Genomic DNA, 25,795 nt, shown 5'->3' on the forward strand with positions numbered 1-25,795 from the left:
CGAGTGAGGTGTGCCCGCCCGCCGGTCCGCGTGCGGAACCGACGGACACAAGGCCACGTAGTCTCATACGTATGAACACGACCACGGACACACACGCCATCACCAACCTGATCGCCTCCTACGCGGAGCGGGTCGACACCGGAGACTTCGCCGGGGTCGGGGAACTGTTCGCCGACGCCGTGTTCGTCGGGAGCGGCGCACCGGTCCGGGGCGGTGAGGCCGTGGCGAAGATGCTCCGCGACTCGGTGATCCTCTACGAGGACGGCACGCCCCGGACCCACCACGCCACGAGCAACGTCGCCGTCGAGGTCGACGGAGAGGCCGGCACCGCCACCGCGCGCGCCTATGTGACCGTGTTCCAGAGCCTGCCCGACTTCCCGTTGCAGCCCGTGGCCGCGGGGCGCTACCACGACCGCTTCGAGCGCCGCGACGGCGAGTGGCGGTTCGTGGAGCGGCGGGTGCGGATCCATCTGGTGGGTGATGTGAGCCGCCATCTGCGCGGCTGACCGGGAGCGGGCCGGGTGAACCGTGCGGGACGTCCCGCTCGTGGGAAGACCGGGAACGGAATCAGCCGCTTGAAAGGGTCTTCGGCATGACGGACGAGCAACGCGTACGGGAATTCCTCGAACGGGTGGTGGCCGACAACGCCGCCGCCTTCGCCGGGGTCTCCACCTCTTTGGGTGTCCGCCTGGGGCTGTACACCGCGATGGCGGGCGCGGGGCCGCTCACCTCGGACGAACTGGCCGCGAGGACGGGGCTGGTCGAGCGCTGCGTCCGGGAGTGGCTGGCCGCCCAGGTCGCCGGTGCCTACGTCCTGCACGATCCGGCGGCGGACACCTACGTCCTGCCGGACGAGCACGCGGCCGTGCTCGCCGATGCCTCTCTGCCGACCTATGTCGCCGCCGGTTTCACCATGCTGAAGGCCCTCTACGGCGCCGAGGACGCGCTGGCGGACGCCTACCGCGACGGCGGCGGCGTGAGCTGGCGGGAGTACGGGCCGGAACTGGCGGAAGGCGTCGCCGCGTTCTTCCGGCCCGGCTACGAGGCGGCCCTCGTCCAGGAGTGGCTGCCCGCCCTGGAAGGCGTCGAGGCCAAGCTCAGGGACGGTGCCTCGGTCGCCGACGTGGGCTGCGGGTTCGGCCATTCGACCGTCCTCATGGCCACGGCGTTCCCGCGGTCCCGCTTCCACGGGTTCGACTTCCACGAGCCCTCCGTCGAAGCGGCCCGGAAGCTGGCCGAGGAGGCGGGCGTCGCCGACCGCGTGACGTTCGAGGTGGCCGCCGCGCACGACTTCCCCGGCGGCGGCTACGACCTCGTGACGTTCTTCGACTGCCTCCACGACCTCGGCGACCCCGCCGCCGCGCTCCGGCGCGCCGAGGCCGCTCTCGCGGCCGACGGGAGCTGCCTGGTGGTCGAACCGAATGCATCGGCCGAGCCCGGCGAGAACATCCATCCCATCGGCCGGTCCTTCGCCTCCACCTCGGCCGTCCTGTGCCTGCCGACGGCCATGGCACAGGCCGGGCCGCACGCGCTCGGCAATCATCCGGGGCAGGAGGCGCTCGCCGCGGTCGCCGCCGGGGCGGGCCTGCGCAACTGGCGGCTCGCCGTCGAGACGCTCACCAACCGCGTGTACGACGTACGGCGCTGAGCCGGACCGGACGGGGCGGGGCGGGTCAGGTCAGGGGTTCGTGGTTCGCCCAGGCGACCTTGTACGAGTACCGGGCCCGCCAGCGGGCGATGACCTCGTGCAGGCCGGGGGCGGCGAACACCTTCGCCAGTGTGTCGGTGTCGGTCACCGCGATCTGGACGATGACGGTGGCGATCAGCGCCGGGATGGCCTCCTCGCCCGGCACGGGGAGGTGGCGGCGGGCCGCGACCGAGCGCACGAGACCGGAGTCGAGCAGTGCCCGTTCGATGTCCGTGAGGTATTGATCGAGGGTGGCGTCGGGCAGGGGCTCGTCGAAGGACACGAGCATCGTGTGGTGAATCATGCGACGATTCTCGGCGGCTCGCCCCACCCGCGTCCAAGACCGGTTCGGCATGCGGCGATAACCTGGCGGAATGGCCGAACTGGAGACCCGCGAGCTGGAGTACTTCGTCACGCTCGCCGACGAACTGCACTTCGGCCGGGCCGCCGCCCGGCTGTCGATCGCCCAGCCGGCGCTGTCGAGGGCGATCCGGCGGATCGAGTCCCGGCTGGGTGTCCCGCTGTTCCTGCGCTCCAGCCGGCACGTCGAACTCACCCCGGCCGGCGAGGCGTTGCAAGAGCACGGGCGGCACGCGCTCAACGCGGTCGGTGCCGCCGTCCGGCGGGCCCGGCGCGCCGGGGACACCCGGGAGCGGCTGAGGCTCGTGCTCAAACCCGGCGGCGACGCCGGGCTGCTGTCCGCGATCCTCGCCCGGTACGCCCGGCGTCCCGACGCCCACCAGGTGGACATCCTGTTCAGCGGGCCCGCCGACCGCGCCGACTTCCTGCGCGACGGCCGGGCCGACGCGGGACTGCTCTACGCCCCCTTCGACCCGCTCGACGGCCTGGCGCACGAGACGCTGCACACCGAGGACCGGGTGGCCGTCGTGCCGTCCGGCCACCGCCTGGCCGGGCGTGCCTCGGTGCGCACCGCCGAGCTGGCCGAGGAGACGCTGCCGCGCTGGAAGGGGGTGCCCGGGGGCGACGGCACCGGTCCCGAGGTCGCCGACGTCGTGCAGTTGTTCCAGATGGTCGCGGTGGGCCGGACGGTCGGGATGCTGCCGCGCTCACTGGTCGTACCGGCTCCGGCCGGTCTCGTCTGCGTCCCCATGGCCGACGCCCCGCCCAGCCGTCTCGTGCTCGCCTGGAACGAGCGGGACCGGCGTCCGCTGGTCGCGTCGTTCGTGGCCGCCGCGCTGGAGGCCCGGCCGGGAGACGGGGACGGTTAGCCCGGCCCGGGTGGCCGTGCGGGAGCGCGGCTTCGGGGTGGTGTTCCGGCGCCGCCCCGGCTGCCAGGGGCTCTCCGCCGAGGGCCGCCGTTTGACCTTGACACCGTGGCAAGGTCTTCACTGCGGACCAGGAGGTGGTCCCGATGACAGGGATGGACGAGGCGGGCGAGGGCACGGGTGTGGCGCGGGTGCTGCGAGGACTGGAGGACGCTGACGCGTCGGTGCGGCTGCGCACCGCGCTGGCGGCGGGTACGGACCCGGATCCGCGCTACGTCGACGGGCTCGTCGACCGGTGCGCCGTCGAGCCCGAGCTGTTCGTACGGGACATGCTGACCTGGGCGCTCACCCGGCACCCGGTGCCGGTGACGCTGCCCCGGCTCCTCGGTGAACTCCGCTCGGCGCGGGCGCGGGCACGGAGCCAGTCGCTGCACACCCTGTCCAAGATCGGGGACCGGCGGGCCTGGCCGTCGATCACCCGGGCGCTGCTGACCGACGCCGACGACGAGGTGGCCCGGAGCGCCTGGCGGGCGGCGGTCGTGCTGGCCCCCGAGGACGAGGTGCCCGCGCTCGCCGGTGTGCTGGTGACCCAGCTCGGACGCGGTGGACGGGAGACCCGGCTGAGTCTGAGCCGGGCGCTGATCGCGCTCGGCGCGGACGTCGTCGTACCGGTGCTGCGCGGTGCGGCCCGGCACTCCGACCCCCGGGTGTGTGAGCACGCGATCGGCACGGAACGGCTGTTGCGCGACCCGGACGCCGGGTTCGAGTTCGCGATCGAGGAGGCGAAGCGCGTCGTGGCGCTGGGACCGACCGGCCGGGAGGAGTGATACGTGTGCTGATCGGTGAGGTGGCACGGCGCTCCGGGGTCAGTGCCCGCATGCTCAGGCACTACGAGTCGCTGGGCCTGGTGCGGCCGTCCGTGCGCACCGGGTCCGGCTACCGGGAGTACTCCGCCGAGGACATCCGGCGGATCTTCCATGTCGAGAGCCTGCGGTCGCTGGGGCTGTCGCTGCGCGAGGTCGCGCGGGCGCTGGACGATCCGGGTTTCCGGCCTTCGGCGCTCGTCGACGACCTCGTCCGGCAGACGCGGGCCCGCATCGCGGAGGAGACGGCGCTGCTCACCCGGCTCCGGCGGATCGGCGCGGCGGACCCGGACGACTGGGAGGACGTCCTCCAGACCGTCGCGCTGCTGCACGCCCTGGGCTCGGAGAGCGCCGGGAGGCGCCAGCGCGCGGCCCTGTCCTCGGCCGGGCAGGATCCGGTGCCGGTGGAGGCGCTGGTGGAGGCCGTACTGCACGAGACGGACCCGAATGCCGCCGGTGCGCTGCGGTGGGCGCTGGCGCGGGCGGGCGGTCAGGCGGCGGCTCTGCTGGCGGACGGGCTCGCCTCGCCCGTGGCCGAGGTGCGCGAACGAGCCGTCCTGGCCCTCGCCGAGATCCAGGGCGACGAGGCGACCGCGCTGCTGCGGAGCGCTCTGAGCGAGACCGGAGCGGGTCCCGGGGGCGGGCCCGGAGACGGATCCGGCGCCGGTGACCGTGCTGGTGCCGCTGCCAGTGCCGGTGCTGGTGCCGCTGCCGGTGCGGGTGCCGGATCCGTGGTCGCCCGGCACGCGGCGCTGGCGCTCGGCGTACGGGGGGTGGCCGCGGCCGTCCCGGTGCTCATCGACATGGTCGTCCGGGGGACGAACGACGTCGACGCGGCCGATGCGCTCAGCGCGCTGGCCGGTGATCCGCACCTGGCGGAGGAGATCGCCGCCGGGCTCGCCGGCCGCCTCGCCCGCGGTTCCCTCACGGCGCACGGGCGGCACGCCGTGGCCCAGGCGCTCGCGGGCATCGAGGGGGCCACCTCGTCCCGTGCCCTCGCGGAACTGGCCCGGGACGAGGACCGCGCCGTCGCGCTCACCGCGTCGTATGTCCTCCGGTTGCGCGGGTCACGTTGAGATCACTTCACCCCGGCATCACACCGTTTGGCCGGTTTCGCGCTGTTCCGGGCGCGCGGCGCTCCTGAATGCTGAGGGCGCCGGCCGTGTCTCACGGCCGGCTTTCCCGCACCCCCTCACAGAAGAGGAACATCCCGTGCGCACATCCCTCCGGACCGGGCTCATCGCGGGCGCCGCCGCCCTCACCGTACTGACGACGACGACCGCGGCGGGCGCGGCCACGACGGCGGCCCCCCGCTCACCGCTGGCCTATGTCCAGCGGTGCACCAACCTGGGCAACGGCGACCTCTGCATCGACGTCACCGGCGGGGTGGGCCAGACCGGCCGCATCGGTGTCGGCTACTGGAAGCACGCGGGCGACATCGTCCATGTACGCCTCGGCTGGCAGAACACCACGGGCGGCGGCGCGAACTACAGCAAGACCCTCCACGGACCGCTCTTCGCGGGCGACGACACCGGCACGGAGGTGTGGACCACCTATCTCGCCGCCGGGTGTGTCTACCCGCTCATCGATGTCATCGAGCAGTACACGATGAAGGGCAAGGAAGTCTGCGTACCCGCCTAGCCGTGCAGGTCAGCCGGGGCTGGAGCGGCCGTGGCGCCAGTAGCCCTGGAAGGCTATGCGGGTCCTCGGGACGCCCCGGTCGCGGGTGAGGTGTCTGCGCAGACCGGTGGCGAGGGCGGACTCGCCCGCGACCCAGGTGTAGAAGGGGCCGTCGGGCAGCGGCGCGGAACTGACCGCGTCGAGGGCGAGGCGGCCGGGGAGGGCGGTGGAGCCGTCGCGGGGCAGCCAGTGGACCCGGGCGCCCGCGGGGGCGGTGAGGTCCGTGCGGATGTCCGCGCTCCCGGGTACCTCCAGATAGACGTCCGCCTCCAGGGCGGCGGGCGCGTCCTCCAGGATGGCGAGGACGGCGGGTACGGCGCTCTCGTCCGCGACGAGCAACTGGCGCCGGGCGCCGGGCGGGGGCAGATAGGTCAGGCCCATGTCGAAGACGCCCGCCGGGTCGCCCGGCCGGGCCGCCAGCGCCCAGGCGCAGGCGGGGGTGGCGCCGTGCAGGGCGAACTCGATGTCCAGCTCGGCGAGTTCGGGGCGGACCCGGCGGACGGTGTAGTTGCGCACCCAGGGCCTGCGGGACTTGGGCAGGAGCAGGACCTGCGCCATCCACGCCTCGTTGGAGAGGGTGGGCATCGTGAGGGTGTCCTGGCCCGCGCGGGGGAAGAACAGCCGGACGGCCTGGTCGAAGCCGGACGGCACCAGGTGTGCGAGCTGGGGTCCGCAGAGGGTGACGGTGACGAAGTGCGGGGTGGTCCGGACGGTCCGGCGGACCTCCAGCGTGATCATGCGCCGGGACGTGGGTGACTGCACCTTGGGCAGCATGCTGTGCGGGGTGCCTTTCGCAGGTCGGGAGCGGACAGAGACCGAGAACGGGTCAGAGGTCGAGAACGAGCCGGGGGGTCAGCGCGCGGGACACACATGTGTACATGCGGCCCCGTGCGGCGCCGATGTCGTCGCGGTGTTCCGGCTCGCCGTCCAGGACGGTGACCTCGCAGCTGCCGCAGACACCTTCGCGGCAGCCCGAGGGCAGCGGGTGTCCGGCGTCGGCGAGGGCGTCCAGCAGTGAGGTCCCGGCCGGTACGGCGACGGTGTCACCCGAGCGTGCGCAGTGCGCCTCGAAGGCCGTGCCGGGGCCGAAGACGCGCTCCGTCGGCTGGAACCGCTCGGTGTGCAGCCGGTCGGCGGGGAACGCCGCGTCGGCGGCGGCGAGCATGGGCGCCGGGCCGCAGCAGTGGACGTGGGTGTCCGGGTCCAGCGCGGCGGCGAGCGCGGTGAGGTCCGGGCGGCCCTGCCGCTCGGTCTCCACGACACGCACCCGGTCGCCGTGGGCGCGGCGCAGTTCGTCCACGAAGGGCATGGTGCGCGCGGACCGGCCCGTGTACAGCAGGGTCGCCGGGCGTCCGGCGGCCGTCGCCGCGCGCAGCATCGGCAGCAGCGGGGTGATGCCGATGCCTCCGGCGAGGAACAGATGCGCCGGGGCCGGGACGAGCGGGAAGTGGTTGCGGGGCGCGGAGACGGCGAGGGGGCGGCCGGTGCGCAGGAAGCGGTGGACGTACTCCGAGCCGCCCCGGCTGAGCGGGTCGTGGCGGACGGCCACGCGGTAGGTGTCCCGGTCGGCGGGGTCTCCGCACAGCGAGTACGGGCGGGTCAGCCAGTTGGGCAGCTTCAGGTCGATGTGGGCGCCGGGCTCCCAGGGCGCGAGGTGTCCGTCGCGGGCGCGCAGGGTGAGGGCGACGACGTCCTGAGCGACGGGTTCGATGTGTTCGACGACGGTCTGTTGCACGGTGTTCCCTCGGTCTGTCGCGCGGTGTTCCCTCGGTCGGGCGGTGTGTCTGGCCGGTCAGGTGGTGCGTCCGGTCGGCCGGGTGGTGGGTCCGGTCAGTAGAGACTGCGGTACGCGTCCTCCAGGGACCGCTCGACCAGCGCCGGGTCGACGCCGCCCCCGAACTGCGCGGCGACGATCTCGCCGACCGGGGGCAGTTCCTCGGCCAGCGCCTGGCTCGCGGGGTCCCACAGCCGGGAGCGGACCAGCGCCCGCCCGCAGTGGAAGTACACCTCGGCGACCTCGACGACGATCGCCAGCTCGGGCTGTTTCGCCTCGGTGCGCATGCGGACCAGGACATCGGGTTCGTCGGTGACGTACGCGCTGCCGTTGACGCGCAGGACCTCGCGGACGCCGGGGACCAGGAAGCAGAGTCCGATGCCGTCGTTCTCGGCGAGGTTGCGGAACGAGTCGGCCATCTTGTTGCCGGGGCGGTCGGGGAGGGCGAGGGTGTGCTCGTCGAGGACCTTCACGAAGCCGGGGTAGTCGCCGCGGGGCGAGGAGTCGGCGCGTCCGGCCGCGTCCGCCGTGGCCATCGCCAGGAACGGCGAGTGGGCGATGAAGCAGTGGGCGTACCGGTCGATGCGGTCCTTCACCTTCGCCTCGATCCGCGCCTCGGGCGGCCCGAGGCGGGCCCGCACCTCCTGTGGGGAGACCTGGCGGAAACGGCGGCGCGCGGGGGCGGACGGCAGGGCGGCCGGGGTCGTCGTGGCGGTCATGGCACCTTCCTTCGGCGCGGGGAGGGTGGCGGCGCGCGAGCTGGACGTCAGCGATCTGTCGCCGCATCACCGCAGTTCATGACACTATTGTGAGCAATTACTCAGGTCGTGCGCTACTCGCTTTCACGGCCCGTCGCAGGAGGTGCCATGGCGTCCGGCCAGCGCGGACTTCAGCCACGTAAACAGCCCCGTCAGGTCCGGGCGGAGCTGACCCGGCAGCGCATCCTCGACGCCGCTGCTCGCGTTTTCGCCGAGTACGGGTACGCGGCCGGGACCACCAACCGGATCGCGGAGCGGGCCCGGGTGTCGATCGGCTCGCTGTACCAGTACTACCCGAACAAGGACGCGATCCTGGTCGAGCTGCTGACCCGGCACCTCGACGCCGGGATGGCCGCGGCGCCGCTCGACCAGGACGGGCTGCCGGAGTCCATCGAGGGCATCATCCGCTTCTTCGTGCGCGGGGTCGTCGAGAACCACCGCGACGACCCGAAGCTGCTCCGCGTGATGATCGAACAGGGGCCGCGGGAACCGGAGTTGCTGGAGCGGGTCGCGGACCACGAGCAGCGGCGGATCGCGTACGTCCGCGCGCTGCTCGGCCGTCATCCGCAGGTGCGGGTCGCCGACACCGACATCGCGGCCCGGCTCGTCGTCTCCACGGTGGAGATGGTGGTGCACCGGGTGATGGCGGGCCCCGGACAGGTCGACGCCGCACTGTTCGAGGACGAGCTCGTCACCATGCTCGTCCGCTATCTGACGGGGGGACCCGCCTCCGCGCCCGAGTCCGGGTCCGGGTCCGCTTCCGGGTCCGGGGCCGCTTCCGGGTCCGGGGCCGAGTCCGCTTGCGGGCCGTTCGGCTGACGGATCACCGGGCGCGCACGGGGCGGCCGACGAGGAGCGTTCCGCCCAAGGTGGAGTACACCCTGACCGCGCTGGGCGACCGGGCCGCCGCCCAGCGCACGGAGACCGGGGACAACCGGCGCCGCCACGACGCGGCCCGTCCCCCGCGGACGGCTGCCTGACGGATCCGCCGAGCCGTCAACTCCGCGCCGATCGGCAACCCCTGGGTGGGACAGGGCTTTTGGCCGGGTTGACGATGGCCGGGGCAGGGCGCGGCCCTGTCCGGCGGAGCAGCGTCGTCGCCAAACGTTGCCTCACGGACAATTCTCGCACGGCGCAAGGAAGTTCACTTGTCCGGCGAATCGTTTCGCTCGGGGAGTGTCGCGGTGAGCCACTTCTCAGGCGAAAGGAGCCGGTCCATGGCCGACTGGAAGCAGATCTCGGGCGCGTTGACGCGGATCGCGGTGGGGTCCCGGACCAACGTGTGGGGGGTCAACGCGAGCGGCAACATCTACCGCTACACCAACAACGACGCCAACCCCTGGGTACAGATCCCCGGCGGACTCTCCGACATCGGCGCCGCCGCCGACGGCACCGTCTGGGGAGTCAACTCCGCCGGAAACATCTACCGCTACACCGGCGACCAGGACAGCAGCACCTGGAAGCAGATCAGCGGCGGACTGACACGGATCACGGCGGGATCCCGGACCAACGTGTGGGGGGTCAACGCGAACGGCAACATCTACCGCTACACCAACAACGACGCCAACCCCTGGGTACAGATCCCCGGCGCGCTCACCGACATCGGCGCCGCCGCCGACGGCACCGTCTGGGGAGTCAACTCCGCCGGAAACATCTACCGCTACACCGGCGACCAGGACAGCAGCACCTGGAAGCAGATCAGCGGCGGGCTGAAGGCGATCGACGCCGGTTCACGCACTTCGGTGTGGGGCGCAAACGCCGGTGGCAACATCTACCGCTACACCGGCGACGACGCCAGCCCCTGGGTACAGATCCCCGGCGCGCTCACCGACATCGGCGCCGGGGCGGACGGGACCGTCTGGGGGGTCAACTCCGCCGGGAACATCTACCGGTACACCGGGGACCTGCCCGGCTGAGCGAAGCCGGGGCGGCGGCTGCCCGGTGAGCGGCCGGGGCCGCCGGATCAGCGGAAACCGGGGCGCCGGATCAGGTGAGGTCGCGCATCCGGCGGACCGGGCTCGCGAGGAGGACGGCGGGGCTGATCAGGGAGAGGGCGGCGAGGAGGGCGAGGGAGGCGCGGTCGCCGCACAGGGCGGCGGCGGTGCCCGCGGTCAGCGCGCCGAAGGGGATCGCGCCCCAGGAGATGAAGCGGACCGTGGCCATGACCCGGGGCAGCAGCTCCGGGGGTGTGGCCGTCTGCCGGTAGGTGCGGGTGACGATGCTGGTCACCACCACGGCCGCGGCGAAACCGGCGTTGCCCAGGGCGAACACGGCGAGGCCCGCGGCGTGCCCGGACAGCGGCAGCAGCACCGCGAAGCAGGGGGCGGCCACCGCGGCCCAGCGCAGCGCCCTGCCGGTGCCCAGCCGGGCGGCGATCCGGGGGGTCAGCGCGGCCCCGGCCAGCGTGCCGATGCCCTCGGTCGCGATCAGCAGGCCGACCAGTGCGGGCGGGGCGTCGAGCGTGCGGACGAGAAAGACCGGGGTGAGCGCCATCAGGCCGCCGCAGACGAAGTTGACGGCGGTCGCGTCGGCCGCGCAGGGTCCGATGACGGGGTGGCGCACGACGTACCGCCAGCCCTCGCGGATCATCTCGCCCATGCCCCGGCGCGGGCCTTCCTGCGCCGGGTGGCCGACGCGCGGCAGGCTGGCCATGAGCGCCGCCGACAGCACGTAGCTCACCGCGTCGACCACGACCGAGGCCGCCGCGCCGAGCACCTGGACCAGGACGCCGCCCAGGGACGGGCCGCCGAGCTGGGTGGCCGCCCGGGTCCCCGAGGTGAGGCTGTTGCGGGCCGTCAGCTCGTCCTTGCCGACGATGGAGGGCAGGAAGGTCGAGGTGCCCACGTCGAAGACGACGGAGGCCAGCCCGACCACCAGGGCGACGGCGATCAGCTGCGCCAGGCTCAGCGCGCCGAAGGCGGCGGCGACCGGTACGGAGGCCACCGCGACGGCCCGGACCAGGTCCATCGCCACCTGCGTCCCGCGCAGCGGCAGCCGGTGCACGAGGACACCGGCCGGCAGGCCGATCAAGATCCACGCGGCGTAGGAGGCGGCCGTGATCAGGCTGACCTGGAACGCGGAGGCGTGCAGCACGAGGACCGCGAGCAGCGGCAGGGCCACGCCGGTCACGGCGTCGCCGACCCCGCTCACCGTGGACGCGCCCCAGTACCGCCAGAACACCGCCGCGCTCCGCACCTCTGCCCGGCCGTCCCCCCGGCCGTCCCCCGGCTCCCCCTCCGCTCCGTCCCGGCCTTCCCGGCCTTCCCGTCCGTCCCGTTCGCCCTCCGGCCGCCCCTGTACCGCCGTCGCCATGCCTGCCCCCTGCGAGCCGAGTGAGTCTCTTTAGGGAACTCACTATACTCATGGATCATGCGCTACTCAGAGCTGAGCGATCCGGACTGCGCCGTCGCGCAGGCGCTGACGGTGGTCGGTGATCCCTGGACGCTGCTGCTCATCCGCGATGTCGCGGGCGGCACGCACCAGTTCGACGCGCTGCGGGAGGGGCTCGGGATCAGCCGCAAGGTGCTCACCGAGCGCCTGAAGGGGCTGGTCGCGGACGGCGTACTGGAGAAGCGGCTCTACAGCCCGCACCCGCCGCGCTACGCGTACCACCTGACACCGGCGGGGCGCGGACTGCTGCCGGTCCTCGTCGCCCTCCAGGACTGGGGCGCCCGGCATGTGATGGGCGACGGCACCCTCTCGGCGACCAGCACGGCCGACTCCGCCGAGACCCGGCGCGTGCACGCCCTGGTGGGGCACCGGCTTCCCGAGCTGACGCTCGCCGGACCGGGGGGTGCCCCGGCCGACCCGGTCGCGGCGAACCGGGCCCTCACGGTCCTGTACTGCTTCCCCGGGGCCTACGCGCCCGGCGCGCACGCCTACCCGCCGGGCTGGGAGCTGATCCCCGGCACCCGCGGCTGCACGCTGGAGTCGTGCACCTACCGCGACCGGATGGCGGACTTCGCGCGGCGCGACACGGCGGTGCACGGGGTCAGTACGCAGCGCCCCGACCAGCTCGCCGCCTTCGCGGAGCACGAGCGGATCGCCTTCCCGCTGCTGTCCGACGCGGGCCTGGAGCTGGCCGCCGCCCTGCGGCTGCCCACCTTCCGCGCGGGGGGCGCGGACCGGCTCAAGCGGCTCACCCTCGTCGTCGACTCCTCCCGTACGGTCCGGGGCGTGCTGTACCCGCTCGACGACCCGGCGGGCTCGGTCGACGACGCCCTGGCCCTCGTCGACTCACTGACCGGCCGGACTCCGAGTCGCTGACCGGCCGGACTCCGAGTCGCTGACCGGCCGGACTCCGAGTCGCTGACCGGCCGGACTCCGAGCCGCTGACCGGCCGGGTTCGCCGACCGGCCGGACTCACTGACCGGGGTGCGCCCCGGCGGCCTCCTCCTCGCCCGCCGCGAACGCCGCGAGCAGACCGTGCGGCGCGTCCTCGCCGAACATGAGCGCGTGCAGCTCCGCGCCGTCGGTGGCGGCCTCGGCGCCGCGCGGGAACATGTCCCGCTCGTACGCGGTGAGGGCGGCCTCGGTGTCGCCGGGGTGCGCGGCCAGGGCCAGGCCGAGTTCGGCGCCGTCGAGCATCGCCAGGTTGGCGCCCTCGCCGTTCGGCGGCGCCAGGTGGGCGGCGTCGCCGATCAGGGTCACGCCCGGCACCCTGTCCCACCGGTGGCCGACCGGCAGCCCGTACAGCGGGCGCAGCACCGGCGCGGAGTCGCTCTCGGTGAGCAGGGAGGTGAGTTCCGGCGCCCAGCCGTCGAACTCCTGCGCGATCCGGGCGATGGCCCCGGCGGCGTCGGAGAAGTCGACGGCGTCGAACCACTCCCGCGGCCTGGAGAGCGCCACATACGTGTGCAGCCTGCCGCCCTCCTCCCGGTGGGCCTGGATGCCCCCGCCCGGCGCGAGCGCCATCATCGCCCCGCCGCCGACCGCCTTCGCGGCGGCCGGGTGCCGGGTGTCGGCGTCGAAGAGGTACGTCTCGACGAAGGACGCGCCGGCGTACGCGGGCACCGCGTCCGAGAGCAGCGGCCTGACCCGCGACCAGGCGCCGTCCGCGCCGACCAGCAGTCCGGTGACGACGGTCCCGCCGTCCGCGAACACCACCTCGTGGCGGCCGTCGGCGAGGGTGCGGGTGCCGGTGACCTTGCTGCCCCAGCGGACGGTGCCCTCCGGGAGCGAGCCGAGCAGGATCCGGCGCAGCTCGCCGCGCTGCACCTCGGGGCGTCCGCCCGTGCCGTCGTCGGGCCGGTCGAGCAGGACGGCGCCGTCGCGGTCCAGGACGCGCATCGCCTGGCGGCCCTCCAGGACGATGGCCCGGAACTCCTCCGTCAGCCCGGCCGCCGCCAGGGCGATCTGCCCGTTGTAGTCGTGGATGTCGAGCATCCCGCCCTGCGCGCGCGCATCCGGTGCGGGTTCGGCCTCGTGGACCGTGACCGGGATGCCGTGGACGTGCAGGACGCGGGCCAGCGTGAGGCCGCCGAGTCCCGCGCCGATGATCGTGACCGGGGTGCTGGTCATGGTGTGTCCTTCCTGAGCTGCGCTGTTGCCGGTACCACGATCCGGGCGGCCGTCGACAGACCGGCGACAGATCATCGACACGGCACCGACAGCCCGGCGGCGGGGACGGGGAAGAGGAAGGGGAAGGGCGTGGGGCGGCGTCCGCGCCGTCCCCGTCGCCGAGCTGCTGCTGCTGCTGCCCGAGGGCTACGTCTGGGCCGGCCTGGGCCGACCACCAGCTCGGCACCGGCACCGGCACGGACCCGGACAGCCGCTGAGCCGGGGCGCGGCTACCCCCGCGGGTACGGGCCGTCGCTCGCGAGGCGGGCGTGCAGGTGGGAGTCGTGGCGGATGCCCTCGGTGTCGACGTAGAAGTCCCGCATGGTGCCCTCCAGGCGGAAGCCGGCCCGGGTGGCCACCCGGCACGAGCCGATGTTGGGCTCGGCGTGGTCCAGGGTGACGCGGTGCAGTCCGAGGCCGCCGTCGGCGGCCGGGGCGAACGCCCAGCGCGCCGCGGCGTCCAGCGCCCCGGCGGCCAGGCCCCTGCCGCGGGCCGCCGGGGTCACCCAGTAGGTCACCACGGCCTGGTCGGGCAGGCGGTTGATCTCCCGGACACTGAGCGAGCCGAGCAGGGTGCCGCGGTCCGGGTCGGCGATCGCGAACGCCGCGGTGCCGCTGTCCCGGCAGGCGAGGCGGGGGGCCAGCCAGGCGCGGGCACGCTCGCCCGGCGCCGCCCCGGTCACGGCTCTGCCCACCGCCCAGCGCAGGATGTCCGCGTCCCGCAGGGCTTCGGCGACGGCGGACTCGTCCGCCTCGGTCAGCGGGCGCAGCAGCAGGCCCTCCGCGCTGATCGTGGGCGGTGCGGGGGCAGTTGTCGACTGGCTCATGCCCTCGTTCTACACGATCGGCCAGGTCAGAGCCGCACGATCAGGCCGGGCGCCCTGTTTCCGCCGCGGGCGCTGCCGGGGCCGCCGCCGCGAGCGCCGCCTCGTCGAGCACGCGCGCCACATGGGCGTACTCCGCCGGGTCGGCCGGGAGGTCGACCACCAGCGTGGTCATGCCGAGCGCGGCCAGGCGCAGCAGGGCGTCGGCCACCTCGCGGTAGCCGCCGACGAGTTTGGGGGTGTCGATGCCGACGCGTCCGGCGCCGTACCAGAGGCAGTCGTCGTGCCACTCGGACCGCTCGGCCAGGTCGAGCGTGGCGCGGTGCTGGGTGGAGGTCAGGCCGTCGGTGAAGAGCTTGCGCAGCAGGGCGTCCCGGCGGGAGCCGCCGTACGCGGCGACGGCCGCCTCCCGCGCCCGGCCGGAGGTCTCGCGCGCCACGATGCCGACGATCAGCGCCACTCCCCCGGTGGCGCCCTGCTCCGCCAGCCGTGCCGTCTCGGCGGCGAGCCGGTCGTACGGCTTGGCCATCAGCAGGCAGCCGTCGAGCAGCGGGGCGAACGCGTCGAAGCCCGGGGAGGCGGAGGCCGGGGCGTACAGGAGCGGGGTGCGGCCGGACAGCGGGCCCGGGGAAGGGGAGGGGGACGGGGAGGGGGCGTGGACGCGGTAGTGGGTGGACTCGTGCGGTCGGCCGGCCAGGACCGCGCGGACGCAGGCGGCGAACTCGGCGCAGCGGAGCTGCCGTTCGTCCGGGGGCGTCGGGTCGGCGCCGAGCAGGCCGAGGTCCGTGCCGCGGGCACCGGCGACGATGTTCAGGTGGACGGCCCGGCCGTGGAGGTAGGACAGCGAGGACACGCGGCGGGCCACCGTCGCGGGCCGGGACAGCGGGGCGGTGACCGCGACGACCGGTTCGAGGGCGCGGCTGCGGGCCAGTACCTCCTGGGCGGCCGTCCACGGATCGAGGGCCTGCCAGAAGTCGTAGACGAGCATGGCGTCGGCGCCCAGCCGCTCGGCCCACGCGCAGTGCTCGCCGAGGAGGCGCAGATAGCCGGGCCCGTCGGCCGGGTGCGCTCCGGCGAAGCCGGTGCCGTGCGAGGGGCAGACGGTCCACAGCCGCCAGGGCAGGGGCGCCGGGGGTGGGGCGCCCGGGGCGGATCCCGCGGCGGTGCGGTGCGGTACGTGGGCGGTCATGGGGTGGCTTCCGCCGTGCGCCGCTCGCCGGGGATGTGCGGCGAGTCCGTCGTGGGAACGTGCCTGGTCCGGCTCATGGGGTGTCATCCAACGGCCGGGGGCGGCGCCGGTCAAGGCGGACCGGGGCGGGTTCCAGCGTTCCTGGAGCGGTCCGTGAGTCCCGCAGCGCGGGGCCGTGGCGGGGGCCGTGGCGGGGGCCGTGGCGGGGCGGACGGGGCGGACGGGGCCGTCTGAAGGTGCGGTCGAGAAGGGCTGGACGAGCCCGGCCGGTGCCGGGTGGCGGTGCTACGTTCCGGAGCTGTCCGGGGCGGCGGCGAGCCGCGCCCCGGGGCCGGTTCGGTCGCACCCCCGGAATGCCGAGAGGGACCCTCGATGACCGCTGAGCTCCGTCGACCTCCTCCGTCCGCCGAAGTCACCACCGCCGCCACCGCCGTCACCACCGCCGCCGCTGCCGCTGCCGTCCCGGCGGCCGGTGCGCGGTCCCTCGCCGGGCTGGTGGTGGCGCAGTGCCGGCGCACCCCGGGGCTCCCGGCCGTGGTGGACCGGGAGCGGACCCTGACCTACGCGGAGCTGGAGCGGGCCGCCGCGGCGCTCGCGCACCGGCTGCGGGCCCTGGGCGCGGGTCCCGACCGGGTGGTCGCCCTGCGCCTGGAGCGGTCGGTCTCCCTGGCGGTCGCCGTGCTCGCGGTCGTACGGTCCGGTGCCGCGTACCTCCCACTCTCCCCGGAGGACCCGCCCGCCCGGCTGCGGACGCTGCTCGGCGACGCCCGACCGGTCGCGGTGGTGACGGACCTCGGGGACCCGCAGGGCCCCGGTGCGGGCGGGGACGCCGGGGACGCCCGTGAGGTGCTGGCCGGGTCGGGGGTGCCGTTGCTCGCGCCCGGCGCGGCGGCGGCCCCGGACGCGGACCCGGCGGGGGCGGGCGCCGACGGGCTGGACGCGGCGGCGGGCCGGGACCTCGCGTACGTGCTGTACACCTCCGGTTCCACCGGGCTGCCCAAGGGTGTGCTGACCGAGCACCGGGCCATCGTCAACCGGCTGCGCTGGATGCAGGACACCTTCCGGATCGGGCCCGGCGACACGGTGCTCCAGAAGACGCCGTACACCTTCGACGTCTCCGTCTGGGAGTTCTTCTGGCCGCTGCTGACCGGCGCCACCTTGGTCATGGCCGCCCCCGGGGCACACCGCGACCCGCGTGCCCTGGTCCGTACGATCCGCGAACACGGGGTGACGACGGCGCACTTCGTGCCCAGCATGCTCGCCGAGCTGCTGCGGCTGCCCGAGGTGGACGCGGGTCCCCGGCTGCGGCGGGTGCTGTGCAGCGGCGAGGCGCTCACGCCGGGGCTGCGGCGGGCCTTCTTCGCCGCCCTGCCGGACGTCGAACTGCACAATCTGTACGGGCCGACCGAGGCCGCCGTGGACGTGACGCACTGGCGGTGCCGGCCGGACGAGCCGGACGACGCACCGGTGCCCATCGGCCGCGCCATCACGGGCGTCCGGCTGCATGTGCTGGACGAACGGCTGCGGCCGGTGCCGGACGGGGAGCGGGGCGAGCTGTGCGTCGGCGGCGTCCAGGTCGCCCGGGGCTATCTGAACCGGCCCGAGCTGACCGCGCGGTGCTTCCCGCCCGACCCGTACGGCGACGGGCCCGGCGCCCGGCTGTACCGCACCGGTGACCTGGCACGCCGCAGGCCCGACGGGGTGCTGGAGTACCACGGGCGCCGCGACGGACAGGTCAAGGTCGGCGGCGTACGGATCGAACTGGGCGAGGTGGAGGCGGCGCTGGCCGCGCTCCCCGGGGTGCGCCAGGCCGCCGCCGCGGTGCGGCACAGCGGCTCGGGCACCGCGCTGCTGGTCGGCTATCCGGTGGCCGGGGAACCGGTGGACGCCGCGCTGCGCCGACGGTGGACCGCCCTGCTGCGCGACACACTGCCGCCCGCGCTGGTCCCGGCGGTGCTGGTGCCGCTGACGGCCCTGCCGCTGACCGCGCACGGCAAGACGGACCGGGCGGCACTGCCGTGGCCCCCGCCGGAGACGGCCGGGGCGCGGGGCACGGAGACGGCCTCGGCGCCGGGGGCGGGGGCCGCCGGGGAACCGGGGTCGGGGGCGGCTTCGGCGCCCATTGCGGGAGCGGTCGGGGGGCCGGGGGCGGGAGCGGCCGGGCAGCCGGACACAGGAGCGGCTTCGGCGCCCGGCGCAGGAGCGGCCGGAGAGCCGGGGGCGGGGGCCGCCGGGGAGCCGGGGGCGGAAGCAGCCGGAGGGCCGGGCACAGGAGCAGCCGAAGGGCCGAGGACGGAGTGGGCCGGGGGGCCGAAGACGGGAGCGGCCGGGCAGCCGGAGGCAGGGGCGGCGGCCTCGGCACCCGGGGCGGGGGCCGCCGGACAGCCGGGCACGGAAGCGGCCGGGGGGCCGGGGTCCGGGGCGGGGGCCGGGGACCGGCTGGCGGCGGTGTGGAACCGGGTGCTCGGTCCCGGTGTCGCCGGGGACCGGGACTTCTTCGCCTCCAGCGGCAGTTCGCTCCAGGCGCTGGCCCTGCTCGCCGCCGTACGCGACGAGTTGGGCGCCGAGGTGGCGCTGGACGTGTTCTTCCGCCGCCCCACGCTGGACGGGCTGCGCGCGGCCGTGGCGGAGGCGGGCACCGCGGCGCGGCCGGACGGACCGGCGCGTGCGGACACCTCGCGGCCGCTACGTCCCGCGCCGGTGCAGGAGCGGATGTGGTTCCTCCAGCGGCTGGAGCCGGACGGCACCGCGATGAACGCCCCGACCGGGCTGCGGCTGCGCGGCGCCGCCGATCCGGCGGACCTGCGCCGCTGTCTCGCCGCGCTGTTCGCGCGGCACGACGTGCTGCGCACCCGCTATCCGGAGCGCGACGGCAGCCCGCTGGCCGTCGTCGAGGCGCCCGGCGGTGTCGAGCTGCCCCCGACCGAGGAGATGCCGGGGCTCGGACCGGCACAGCGGGACGAGCGGGTGCGGCGTCTGGTGGCCGAGGCCGGGGCGGCGCCCTTCGACCTGGCGGCCGGGCCGCCGGTGAGGACACGGCTGGTGCGGTTCGCGCCCGACGACCACCTCCTGATCCTGACGCTCCATCACATCGCCACCGACGGCTGGTCCTGGTCGCTGCTCGCCAAGGAGTTCGCCGACGACTGGGCGCGCGTGGGGCGCGGGGAGCCGCCCGCGCCCCCCGGCGCCTCCCCGCAGCTCCTCGACCACGCGGCCTGGCTGCACGAGCGGACCCGGCACGAGGAGGCACAGGCGGAACTCGCGGACTCCCGCGCCCACTGGCGCGAGCGGCTCGCGGGCGCGCCGCCCCGGATCGCCCTGCCCGCCGACCGGCCGCGCCCCGGGCGGCTGAGCGTCCCGGCCGCCGTGCGGCCCGTCGTCTGGAGCGAGGGCACGGACGAGCGCCTGGCCGCCTTCTGCCGCCGCGAGCGGGTCACCGGGCACATGGCGCTGCTGGCCCTGTTCGGCCTCTGGCTGGCCCGGCTCGCCGACCAGGAGGACGTGGTCGTGGCCTCGCCGAGCGCCAACCGGACGCCCGAGTGGACGCGTTCGATGCTGGGCTGCTTCGTGACGACCGTGCCGCACCGGCTGCGGCTGGAGGAAGACGCGACCTTCCGGGACGTGCTGGAGCAGGCCCGGACATCGACCCTGCACGGCCACCGGCACGCCGGGGTGCCCATCGACCGGATCGTGGCCGATCTCGGCGTGGACCGGCGCTCGGGCAGTCTGCCGCTCTTCCAGAACCTGCTGGTGGTGCAGAACATCCCGTCGTGGCGGTCCGCCGCCGGGGCGGGCGAGGTGAGCGTGGTCCAGGAGCAGTCCGGCCAGACGCACTACGAGCTGAAGCTGGAGGTCTTTCCGGCCGGGCCCGGTCTGCCGGCCCTGCTCGTCCACCCCGACGGCATGTTCGGACCGGCCCGCGGCGCGGCGATGGCACGGCAGCTCGCGGCCCTCGCCGACCAGGCGCTGACCGACCCGGACGCCCCGGTCTGGGACCACTCCCTCGCCTGAGCCTCCCCCACGCCCCCTGCCCGAACTCGCCCGTGTCCGCCCGTGCCTGCCCGTGCCCGCCCCGCCACCGTCTGACCTCGTCTGACCTGGAGTGCCGGATGACCACGTCCCCCCTCACCACCGACCCGCGCACCGCCCCGCGCCCGCAGGCCCCGGCCGGCGTCCTGGAACTCTTCGAGCGGCGGGCGCGGTCCGCCCCGCACGCGGTGGCCCTGGTCCTGCCGGACGGGGAGCTGAGCTACGGCACGCTGCTGGACCGGGTGCGGCACGGCGCCGCCGCGCTGCGCGCGCGGGGGCTCCGCCCCGGCACGGTGGTCGCCGTGGACGGCGGTGACCCGGGGGCGGCGGTGCCCGCGCTGCTCGCGGCGCTGTGGGCACGGGGCGTCGTACTGCCGCTGGATCCGTCGCTGCCGCCGGACTCCCGGGCGGCGCTCCTGGCACAGACGGGGGCGGCCCTGCTGCTGCGGGCCGGGACGGCGGACGGCGGCCCGGCGGCCGACGCGGTGCGGACGCTCGCCTTCGCGGAGCTGATGACGCACGGTGCGGACGCGGGAGACGCGACGCCCGCGCCCTCGCTGAGCAGTGGCGGCGCCTGTCTGATCCTCGGCGCGGAAGGCGCGGAAGGCGCGGAAGACCCCGAGGGCTCTAAGGGCTCCGGCGGATCCGGCGCCACGGGGGCCTCCCCGGACCTCCCCCGCACCGTGACCACGACGATCGGCCACGACACCCTCGCCCACCAAGTCGCGTGGGTGGCGCGCACGCTGCCCTGCGGGCCGGGCGAACGCGTGGCGCAGCTCGCGGGGTTCACCGCCGGTGCCCTGGTCCGGGCCGTGCTGCCGACGCTGGTCGCCGGGGGCGCCGTCTGCCTGCCGTCTCCCGGCGGTGCGCCGGAGGCCCCGGCGGCGGTCCTCGCCCGGCTCGCCGCCTCGGGCGCCACCGCGCTGCACACGGCCCCGACCGCGCTGGGCGCGCTGCTCGGGCTCGGCCGAGGGGCGGAGGAAGGCGCGGGGCACCCGGCGCCCGGCCTGTCCGGGCTGCGGCTGCTGTGCCTGTCCGGCGAACCGCTCCCGGCGGCGCTGGTACGACGGTGGCGCCGGGCGTTCCCCGCGTCCGCCGCGCGGTGCGTGAACCTGTACGGCGCCCCCGGTACGGCGCCGGTCGCCGCCTGGTACCCGGTGCCCGACGAGCCGGGCGAGGGCATCGTGCCGGTCGGCCGCGGCATCGACGGCACCCGGCTGCTCGTGGTCAACCGGCGCGGAAGGCCGTGCGGCGTCGGCGAACTCGGCGAGATCCTCGTGGACACGAGCGACACGGGCGACACGAACGGCACAAGCGACAGGAACGGCACGGGCGATGCGTACGGCACGGGCGATGCGTACGCCGCGTACGGGCCCGCGCGGCGCACCGGGGATCTGGGCCGGTACCTCCCGGACGGCTCGGTGGAGTACCTGGGACGCCGGGACGACCAGGTCAGGATCCAGGGCGTGCGGGTGCATCCCGCCGAGGTCGGCGCCGTGCTCGCGGGACATCCGGCGGTCGCCTCGGCCGCGGTGACGGTACCGGTACCGGTACCGGAGGACGGCGCCGGTGAGCGGCGGCTCGTCGCCCATGTCGTCCCCGCAGCGGGCACCGGCCTGGACCCGGACGCGCTGCGGCGGGCCGTGGCCGAGCGGCTGTCGGCCGCCGCGGTGCCCGCCGAGGTCGTCCCGCTCGACGCGCTGCCGCTGACCGCGTACGGCACCCTCGACCGGCGGGCGCTGCCCGCCGCCGGGGCGGATCCCGCCGCCGCGCTGGAGGCGGCGGGCGCGCCGCGCGGGCGGACCGAGGAGGCGGTCGCCGGATACTGGGCCGAGGTGCTGGGCGTGCCGGTGGAGGACCGGGCGGCGGACTTCTTCGCGCTGGGCGGCCACTCACTGCTGATGGCGCGCGTCCTGTCCCGGGTACGGCGCGACTTCGGCGCCCCGCTGGAACTGCGGGACCTCTTCGAGGCGCCCACGGTGGCCGCGCTCGCCGCCCGGCTCGACGCCCTCGGCCCCGCACCCGGGGAGACGGCGGCGGCGGACGGCGGCGCGGAACAGGGCGGGCGGATCCCGCTCACCCCCGAACACGGCATCCCGCTCACCCCCGAACAGGGCATCCCGCTCACCCCCGAGCAGGAGGGCGTCTGGTTCCTCGAACAGCTCGCCCCGGAGGCGGGCGCCTACAACATGGCCGGGGTGCTGGCGCTGCCCGCCGGTGTACCGGCCGCGTGGGTGCGCGCGGCGCTGGACCGCCTGGTGGCCCGGCACGAGGCGCTGCGCACCGCGTTCGTGGTGGACGAGGACCGGCCGGTGCAGCGGGTGCTGCCGCCCGGCCCGGCGGACTTCGGTGTGCTGCCCGAGGCGGCGGGGCGCGGCGAGGCGCTGGACCGGCTCACCGCCGAGGGCGCCCGGCCGTTCGCGCTCACCGAGGGCAGGCCGCTGCGGGCCCGGCTGGTGCGGTGCGCCGACGGGTCCGCCGAGCAGTTCCTCGGCCTGACCGTGCATCACCTCTCCTGCGACGGCTGGTCGTGGGACATCCTGCTGCGGGAGCTGGACGGGCTGCTCCACGCGGCCCGCGAGGGGCGGGAGCCGGAGGCGGCGGCGCCCGCGCCGCGCTTCGCGGAGCACGCGCTGCGCTCGCGCGGGCCCGGCCAGGAGGCCCGGCGCGCGGCGGCGGTCGCCTTCTGGCGCGCGCACCTGGGCACCCCTCCCCCGGTCCTGGACCTGCCCACGGCCCGCCCCCGGCCGCCGGTGCGCACCCATCGCGGTGCGGTACGCCCGGTGCCGGTGCCGGACGGGCTGGGGGCCGCGCTCAGCGCGTACTGCCGCGACCGGGGCGTGACGCCCTACATGGCGCTGCTCGCGGCGTTCGGGCTGGTCCTCGCGCACACCGCGGACCAGGACGAGGTGGTCCTCGGCACCGACAGCGCGGGCCGGGACCGGGCCGACACCGAGCAGACCGTGGGCTTCTTCGTGCGCACCCACGCGCTGCGCCTGGACCTGGGCGGCGGGCCGGACTTCGACGAGGCCGTGGGCCGGGTCCGCGAAGTGCTGCTGGCCTCGCACCCGCACCAGCACCTGTCGTTCTCCCGGCTGGTCGAGGCGGTCCGGCCGGTCCGCGACCCGAGCCGGACGCCCGTCTTCCAGGTGATGCTGCGGATGCCGCCGGACGGCCCCGGGCGCACGGGCCGCCTGGTGCGGCAGCTGTCGGGCGGTGAACTGCCCGCGGACGCCGCGCTCGCCCCGGCCGCCAAGTTCGACCTGACGCTCGTGGCGCGCGCGGAGCGGGACCGGCTGCGGCTGGACGTCGAGTACCACACCGACCTGTTCGACGCCGGATCGGTGGACGCGCTGGGCGGGCGGCTGGTGGCGCTGCTGGCGGCGGCCGTCCGCGAGCCGGACCGGCCGCGGGCCGTGTCCGGCGCGGGCCGCCCCGCCCATCCGTTCGGCGCGGCCCTGCCCGCCCGGCCGCAGCCGCGGGTGGCGGCCGAGTTCGCCCGCCGCGCGGCCGAGGCCCCCGGCGCGACCGCGCTGCGCTGCGCCGACGGCCGGCTCGGCTACGGGGAGCTGGCCGCGCGGGTGGCCGCGACGGCGCGGCGGCTGCGGCCGGGCGAGGTCACGGCGGTCGTCGGCGGCAAGCACCCGGACGCGGTCACGGCGCTGCTCGCGGCCGTGACCGCCGGTGCGGTCGCCGTGCCCGTCGACGAGGAGCTGCCCGAGGCCCGGCAGCGCGCCCTGGCCGAGCTGGCCGGTGCCACGGCGGTGCTCGCGGCGGGCCGCGACCGCCGTCCGCCGTGGTGCGAGGCGGCGGCGCTGCCCGTCGTGGAGGTCGCCCGCGCGGCGGACGCGGCCCCCGGCGCCGTACCGGAAGTGCCGCGCCCCGGCACGCCGGACGGCCCCGCACCGGACGGCCCCGCACCGGACGGCCCGCCCGCGCCGGACGCGCCCGCCTGTGTGTTCTTCACCTCCGGGAGCACCGGCACACCGAAGGGCGTGCTGGGCGCGCACCGCGGCCTCGACCACTTCGCGGCCTGGGAGCGGGCGGAGTTCGCGATCGGTCCCGGTGACCGCGTCGCCCAGCTCACCACGTTCTCCTTCGACGCCGTGCTGCGGGACGTGTTCGTGCCGCTGACCGCCGGGGCGGCACTCTGCCTGCCCCCGGCGGCGGCCCGGGAGGACGCGCTGCGCCTGCTGGAGTGGCTGGCGGCCGAACGGATCACCGTCGTGCACACGACCCCCTCGGTGGCGGCGTCCTGGCTGGCGCTGGGCGCCGACGCCGCCGGGCCCGACCTGTCGGCGCTGCGGCTGATCTGCCTGGCCGGTGAGCCGCTGACCGGGGAGCTGGTGACGCGGCTGCGCACCGGGCTGCGGGGCTGCCGGGCCGAGATCGTGAACTTCTACGGCCCCACCGAGACCATGATGATCAAGACCTTCCTGCGGGTGCCCGAGCGGCCCGGCGCGGGTGTGCTGCCCGTCGGCGGCCCGCTGCCGGGCGCCCAGGTCGCGGTGCTGGGCCGGGACGGGCGGCCCTGCCTGCCGCACGAGCGGGGCGAGATCGTCCTGCGCACGCCCTACCGGGCGCGGTACCTGTCCGGCGAGCCGGGCGGGTACCAGCCCAACTCCTTCTGCCGCGAAGCGGATCCGGACGACCTGCTCTTCCGGACCGGGGACACCGCCGTGGTCGGCGCGGACGGCGCGATCGTCCCGACCGGGCGCCGGGACTTCGTGGTCAAGGTCAACGGCGTACGCGCCGACCCGGCCGAGGTGGCGGCGGCCCTGGCCACGCATCCCGAGGTGACCGGCTGCCATGTGGAACCGCACCGGGACGCGGACCGCGTCTCGCTCGTCGCCTACGTCGTCCGGGTCCCGGACGCCCGGGTGAGCACCGAGGCGCTGCGCGCGCACGCGGCCGGACGGCTGCCCGCTGCGCTGCTGCCCGCCCTGGTCCTCTTCGTCGACGCGCTGCCGCTGCTGCCCAACGGCAAACCGGACCGCGACGCGCTGCTGGGCGGCGCGGCGGCCACCCCGCGGGCCGCCGCCCCGGCCGGGCGCGCCGAGCCGCGCACCCCCGGGGAGGCCCGGCTGCTGCGCGTCTGGCGCGATGTCCTCGGGCGGCCGGAGACCGGGGTGACGGACGACTTCTTCGCCGTCGGCGGGCACTCGCTGCTCGCCACGGTCCTCATCACCCGGATCCGCAAGGAGTTCGGGGTGGCCGTGTCCCTGCGGGACCTGCTGGCCGCGCCGCGCGTCGACCGGCTGGCCCCGGTGCTGGCCGCCCTCGGCGCCGAAGGTCCCGAGGGCACCGCGGGCACCGAGGGCAGCGCGGGCACCGGCGGCGCGGCGGAAGGCAGCGGCAGCGACGGCCACGGCGGCGGCGCCACGGGCCATCAGGGGCCGCTGCTCCTGCTGCGGGAAGGGCCCACGGCGGAGAGCCCGCTGTTCCTGGTGCATCCGATGGGCGGCGACGTCGTCTGCTACCGGCCGCTGGTGCGGGCGCTGCCACCGGGACCGGCCGTGCACGCCTTCCGCGCGCCCGCCCTGGACGGCGGGCCGGTGCCGCGCGACCTGCGCGAGCTGGCCGCCCGGTATCTGCACGAACTGCGGCGGGTGCGGCCCTCGGGACCGTACCGGCTCGGCGGCTGGTCCTTCGGCGGTGCCGTCGCCGCCGAGATGGCCCGGCAGCTCTCCTTCGACGGCGAGCGCACCGAACTCCTCGTCCTGCTGGACAGCTACGCCCCGGGCGGCCCGGCCTACGGCGGCACCGCGTCCTCTGCCCGTGCCGATCTGCGGGCCTTCGCCGAGGACGTGGGGCGGCTCACCGGCGCCGACCCGGCTGAGACCGAGGCGGCCCTGCTGCGCACACCGCACGCGGGGGCGCCGGAGGAGGAGACGACCGCCGAACTCCGCCGCCGCCTCGCCCTGTTCGGCGCGCACCGCGCCTGCGCCGCCCGCTACCGGGCGGCCACGCCCCGGCTGCCGGGGACCCGGGTGCTGCTCTTCGCCGCGGGCGCCCAGCGCAGGCCCGAGGGGACCACCGCGGCCCTCGGCTGGGCCGAACTGCTCGGCCGCGCCGTGGATCCGGTGGTGGTCGCGGACACCGACCACTACTCCGTGATCACCGACGCCGGGGTCGCGGCGCGGCTCGGCGAGGCCCTGCGCGAGGGGTAGGCGGCGGAGCGGGCAGGCGGGCAGCCGGGCTCCGGG

The 25,795-nt window shown here is 75.9% G+C and carries 19 protein-coding genes; 11 read left to right on the forward strand and 8 right to left on the reverse strand.

The features are described from left to right. Positions 1-71 precede the first annotated feature (71 nt). Positions 72-506, forward strand: coding sequence for a nuclear transport factor 2 family protein (locus ACWDYF_RS27575; protein WP_381741524.1), 435 nt, complete (start codon positions 72-74; stop codon positions 504-506). 86 nt (positions 507-592) lie between these two features. Beyond that, on the forward strand, positions 593-1,648 hold the full coding sequence (locus tag ACWDYF_RS27580; RefSeq protein WP_389468164.1) for a class I SAM-dependent methyltransferase: 1,056 nt from the start codon (positions 593-595) through the stop codon (positions 1,646-1,648). Between the two features lie 25 nt (positions 1,649-1,673). Here ACWDYF_RS27580 and ACWDYF_RS27585 read toward each other — a convergent pair whose 3' ends face one another. Beyond that, positions 1,674-1,991: a hypothetical protein gene (locus ACWDYF_RS27585; protein ID WP_381741527.1), complete on the reverse strand. Its 318-nt coding sequence runs from the start codon at positions 1,989-1,991 to the stop codon at positions 1,674-1,676. Positions 1,992-2,061: 70 nt separating this feature from the next. Here ACWDYF_RS27585 and ACWDYF_RS27590 point away from each other — a divergent pair, with 70 nt between their 5' ends. From ACWDYF_RS27590 to ACWDYF_RS27605, 4 genes are all read left to right on the forward strand, one after another. After that, positions 2,062-2,916: a LysR family transcriptional regulator gene (locus tag ACWDYF_RS27590; protein ID WP_389468167.1), complete on the forward strand. Its 855-nt coding sequence runs from the start codon at positions 2,062-2,064 to the stop codon at positions 2,914-2,916. A gap of 143 nt (positions 2,917-3,059) precedes the next feature. Continuing rightward, a complete protein-coding gene (locus ACWDYF_RS27595) occupies positions 3,060-3,740 on the forward strand; it encodes a HEAT repeat domain-containing protein (RefSeq protein WP_389468170.1) in 681 nt (226 codons plus the stop codon). Between the two features lie 5 nt (positions 3,741-3,745). Continuing rightward, on the forward strand, positions 3,746-4,852 hold the full coding sequence (locus ACWDYF_RS27600; RefSeq protein ID WP_389468173.1) for a MerR family transcriptional regulator: 1,107 nt from the start codon (positions 3,746-3,748) through the stop codon (positions 4,850-4,852). 136 nt (positions 4,853-4,988) lie between these two features. Next, entirely contained in the window at positions 4,989-5,417 is a 429-nt protein-coding gene (locus tag ACWDYF_RS27605) for a hypothetical protein (RefSeq protein ID WP_389468176.1), read from the forward strand. Between the two features lie 9 nt (positions 5,418-5,426). Here the strand turns inward: ACWDYF_RS27605 and ACWDYF_RS27610 are convergent, their stop codons facing one another. From ACWDYF_RS27610 to ACWDYF_RS27620, 3 genes are all read right to left on the reverse strand, one after another. Further along, entirely contained in the window at positions 5,427-6,194 is a 768-nt protein-coding gene (locus ACWDYF_RS27610) for a siderophore-interacting protein (RefSeq protein ID WP_389468369.1), read from the reverse strand. Positions 6,195-6,282: 88 nt separating this feature from the next. Continuing rightward, positions 6,283-7,191, reverse strand: a complete 909-nt coding sequence (locus ACWDYF_RS27615) for a PDR/VanB family oxidoreductase (protein ID WP_389468179.1) — start codon at positions 7,189-7,191, stop codon at positions 6,283-6,285. A gap of 95 nt (positions 7,192-7,286) precedes the next feature. Then, positions 7,287-7,949: an MSMEG_1061 family FMN-dependent PPOX-type flavoprotein gene (locus tag ACWDYF_RS27620; protein WP_381741536.1), complete on the reverse strand. Its 663-nt coding sequence runs from the start codon at positions 7,947-7,949 to the stop codon at positions 7,287-7,289. A gap of 147 nt (positions 7,950-8,096) precedes the next feature. Between ACWDYF_RS27620 and ACWDYF_RS27625 the strand changes: the two genes are divergently transcribed. Both ACWDYF_RS27625 and ACWDYF_RS27630 read left to right on the forward strand, forming a co-directional pair. Further along, positions 8,097-8,807 carry a TetR/AcrR family transcriptional regulator gene (locus ACWDYF_RS27625; RefSeq protein WP_389468182.1) on the forward strand — a complete coding sequence of 237 codons (711 nt, stop codon included), beginning with the start codon at positions 8,097-8,099 and terminating at the stop codon, positions 8,805-8,807. 398 nt (positions 8,808-9,205) lie between these two features. After that, complete coding sequence (locus ACWDYF_RS27630; protein ID WP_389468187.1) at positions 9,206-9,904, forward strand: tectonin domain-containing protein; 699 nt, start codon at positions 9,206-9,208, stop codon at positions 9,902-9,904. Between the two features lie 70 nt (positions 9,905-9,974). On the opposite strand, the gene ACWDYF_RS27635 is transcribed toward ACWDYF_RS27630, so the two are convergent. After that, complete coding sequence (locus ACWDYF_RS27635) at positions 9,975-11,300, reverse strand: MFS transporter (RefSeq protein ID WP_389468191.1); 1,326 nt, start codon at positions 11,298-11,300, stop codon at positions 9,975-9,977. A gap of 57 nt (positions 11,301-11,357) precedes the next feature. Between ACWDYF_RS27635 and ACWDYF_RS27640 the strand changes: the two genes are divergently transcribed. Continuing rightward, the gene (locus ACWDYF_RS27640; protein ID WP_389468194.1) at positions 11,358-12,254 is read left to right on the forward strand and encodes a winged helix-turn-helix transcriptional regulator; all 897 of its coding nucleotides are present in this window, start codon (positions 11,358-11,360) and stop codon (positions 12,252-12,254) included. A gap of 96 nt (positions 12,255-12,350) precedes the next feature. Here ACWDYF_RS27640 and ACWDYF_RS27645 read toward each other — a convergent pair whose 3' ends face one another. From ACWDYF_RS27645 to ACWDYF_RS27655, 3 genes are all read right to left on the reverse strand, one after another. Beyond that, the gene (locus ACWDYF_RS27645) at positions 12,351-13,508 is read right to left on the reverse strand and encodes an FAD-dependent oxidoreductase (RefSeq protein ID WP_389468196.1); all 1,158 of its coding nucleotides are present in this window, start codon (positions 13,506-13,508) and stop codon (positions 12,351-12,353) included. A gap of 269 nt (positions 13,509-13,777) precedes the next feature. Then, the gene (locus ACWDYF_RS27650) at positions 13,778-14,374 is read right to left on the reverse strand and encodes a GNAT family N-acetyltransferase (protein WP_389468199.1); all 597 of its coding nucleotides are present in this window, start codon (positions 14,372-14,374) and stop codon (positions 13,778-13,780) included. Between the two features lie 40 nt (positions 14,375-14,414). Continuing rightward, positions 14,415-15,560, reverse strand: coding sequence for an LLM class oxidoreductase (locus tag ACWDYF_RS27655; protein WP_389468203.1), 1,146 nt, complete (start codon positions 15,558-15,560; stop codon positions 14,415-14,417). A 372-nt stretch (positions 15,561-15,932) separates the two neighbouring features. Between ACWDYF_RS27655 and ACWDYF_RS27660 the strand changes: the two genes are divergently transcribed. Together ACWDYF_RS27660 and ACWDYF_RS27665 are read left to right on the forward strand one after the other, a co-directional pair. Continuing rightward, complete coding sequence (locus ACWDYF_RS27660) at positions 15,933-19,571, forward strand: amino acid adenylation domain-containing protein (RefSeq protein ID WP_389468207.1); 3,639 nt, start codon at positions 15,933-15,935, stop codon at positions 19,569-19,571. A gap of 98 nt (positions 19,572-19,669) precedes the next feature. After that, positions 19,670-25,759 carry an AMP-binding protein gene (locus ACWDYF_RS27665; RefSeq protein WP_389468210.1) on the forward strand — a complete coding sequence of 2,030 codons (6,090 nt, stop codon included), beginning with the start codon at positions 19,670-19,672 and terminating at the stop codon, positions 25,757-25,759. Positions 25,760-25,795 lie beyond the last annotated feature (36 nt).

The sequence above is a fragment of the Streptomyces sp. NPDC003284 genome (assembly GCF_053589675.1).

Coding starts and splice junctions, on each gene's coding strand:
- ACWDYF_RS27575 (WP_381741524.1), top strand. CDS start 72: ATGAACACGACCACGGACACACACGCCATCACCAACCTGATCGCCTCC.
- ACWDYF_RS27580 (WP_389468164.1), top strand. CDS start 593: ATGACGGACGAGCAACGCGTACGGGAATTCCTCGAACGGGTGGTGGCC.
- ACWDYF_RS27585 (WP_381741527.1), bottom strand. CDS start 1,991: ATGATTCACCACACGATGCTCGTGTCCTTCGACGAGCCCCTGCCCGAC.
- ACWDYF_RS27590 (WP_389468167.1), top strand. CDS start 2,062: ATGGCCGAACTGGAGACCCGCGAGCTGGAGTACTTCGTCACGCTCGCC.
- ACWDYF_RS27595 (WP_389468170.1), top strand. CDS start 3,060: ATGACAGGGATGGACGAGGCGGGCGAGGGCACGGGTGTGGCGCGGGTG.
- ACWDYF_RS27610 (WP_389468369.1), bottom strand. CDS start 6,194: ATGATCACGCTGGAGGTCCGCCGGACCGTCCGGACCACCCCGCACTTC.
- ACWDYF_RS27620 (WP_381741536.1), bottom strand. CDS start 7,949: ATGACCGCCACGACGACCCCGGCCGCCCTGCCGTCCGCCCCCGCGCGC.
- ACWDYF_RS27625 (WP_389468182.1), top strand. CDS start 8,097: ATGGCGTCCGGCCAGCGCGGACTTCAGCCACGTAAACAGCCCCGTCAG.
- ACWDYF_RS27630 (WP_389468187.1), top strand. CDS start 9,206: ATGGCCGACTGGAAGCAGATCTCGGGCGCGTTGACGCGGATCGCGGTG.
- ACWDYF_RS27635 (WP_389468191.1), bottom strand. CDS start 11,300: ATGGCGACGGCGGTACAGGGGCGGCCGGAGGGCGAACGGGACGGACGG.
- ACWDYF_RS27640 (WP_389468194.1), top strand. CDS start 11,358: ATGCGCTACTCAGAGCTGAGCGATCCGGACTGCGCCGTCGCGCAGGCG.
- ACWDYF_RS27645 (WP_389468196.1), bottom strand. CDS start 13,508: ATGACCAGCACCCCGGTCACGATCATCGGCGCGGGACTCGGCGGCCTC.
- ACWDYF_RS27650 (WP_389468199.1), bottom strand. CDS start 14,374: ATGAGCCAGTCGACAACTGCCCCCGCACCGCCCACGATCAGCGCGGAG.
- ACWDYF_RS27655 (WP_389468203.1), bottom strand. CDS start 15,560: ATGACCGCCCACGTACCGCACCGCACCGCCGCGGGATCCGCCCCGGGC.
- ACWDYF_RS27660 (WP_389468207.1), top strand. CDS start 15,933: ATGACCGCTGAGCTCCGTCGACCTCCTCCGTCCGCCGAAGTCACCACC.
- ACWDYF_RS27665 (WP_389468210.1), top strand. CDS start 19,670: ATGACCACGTCCCCCCTCACCACCGACCCGCGCACCGCCCCGCGCCCG.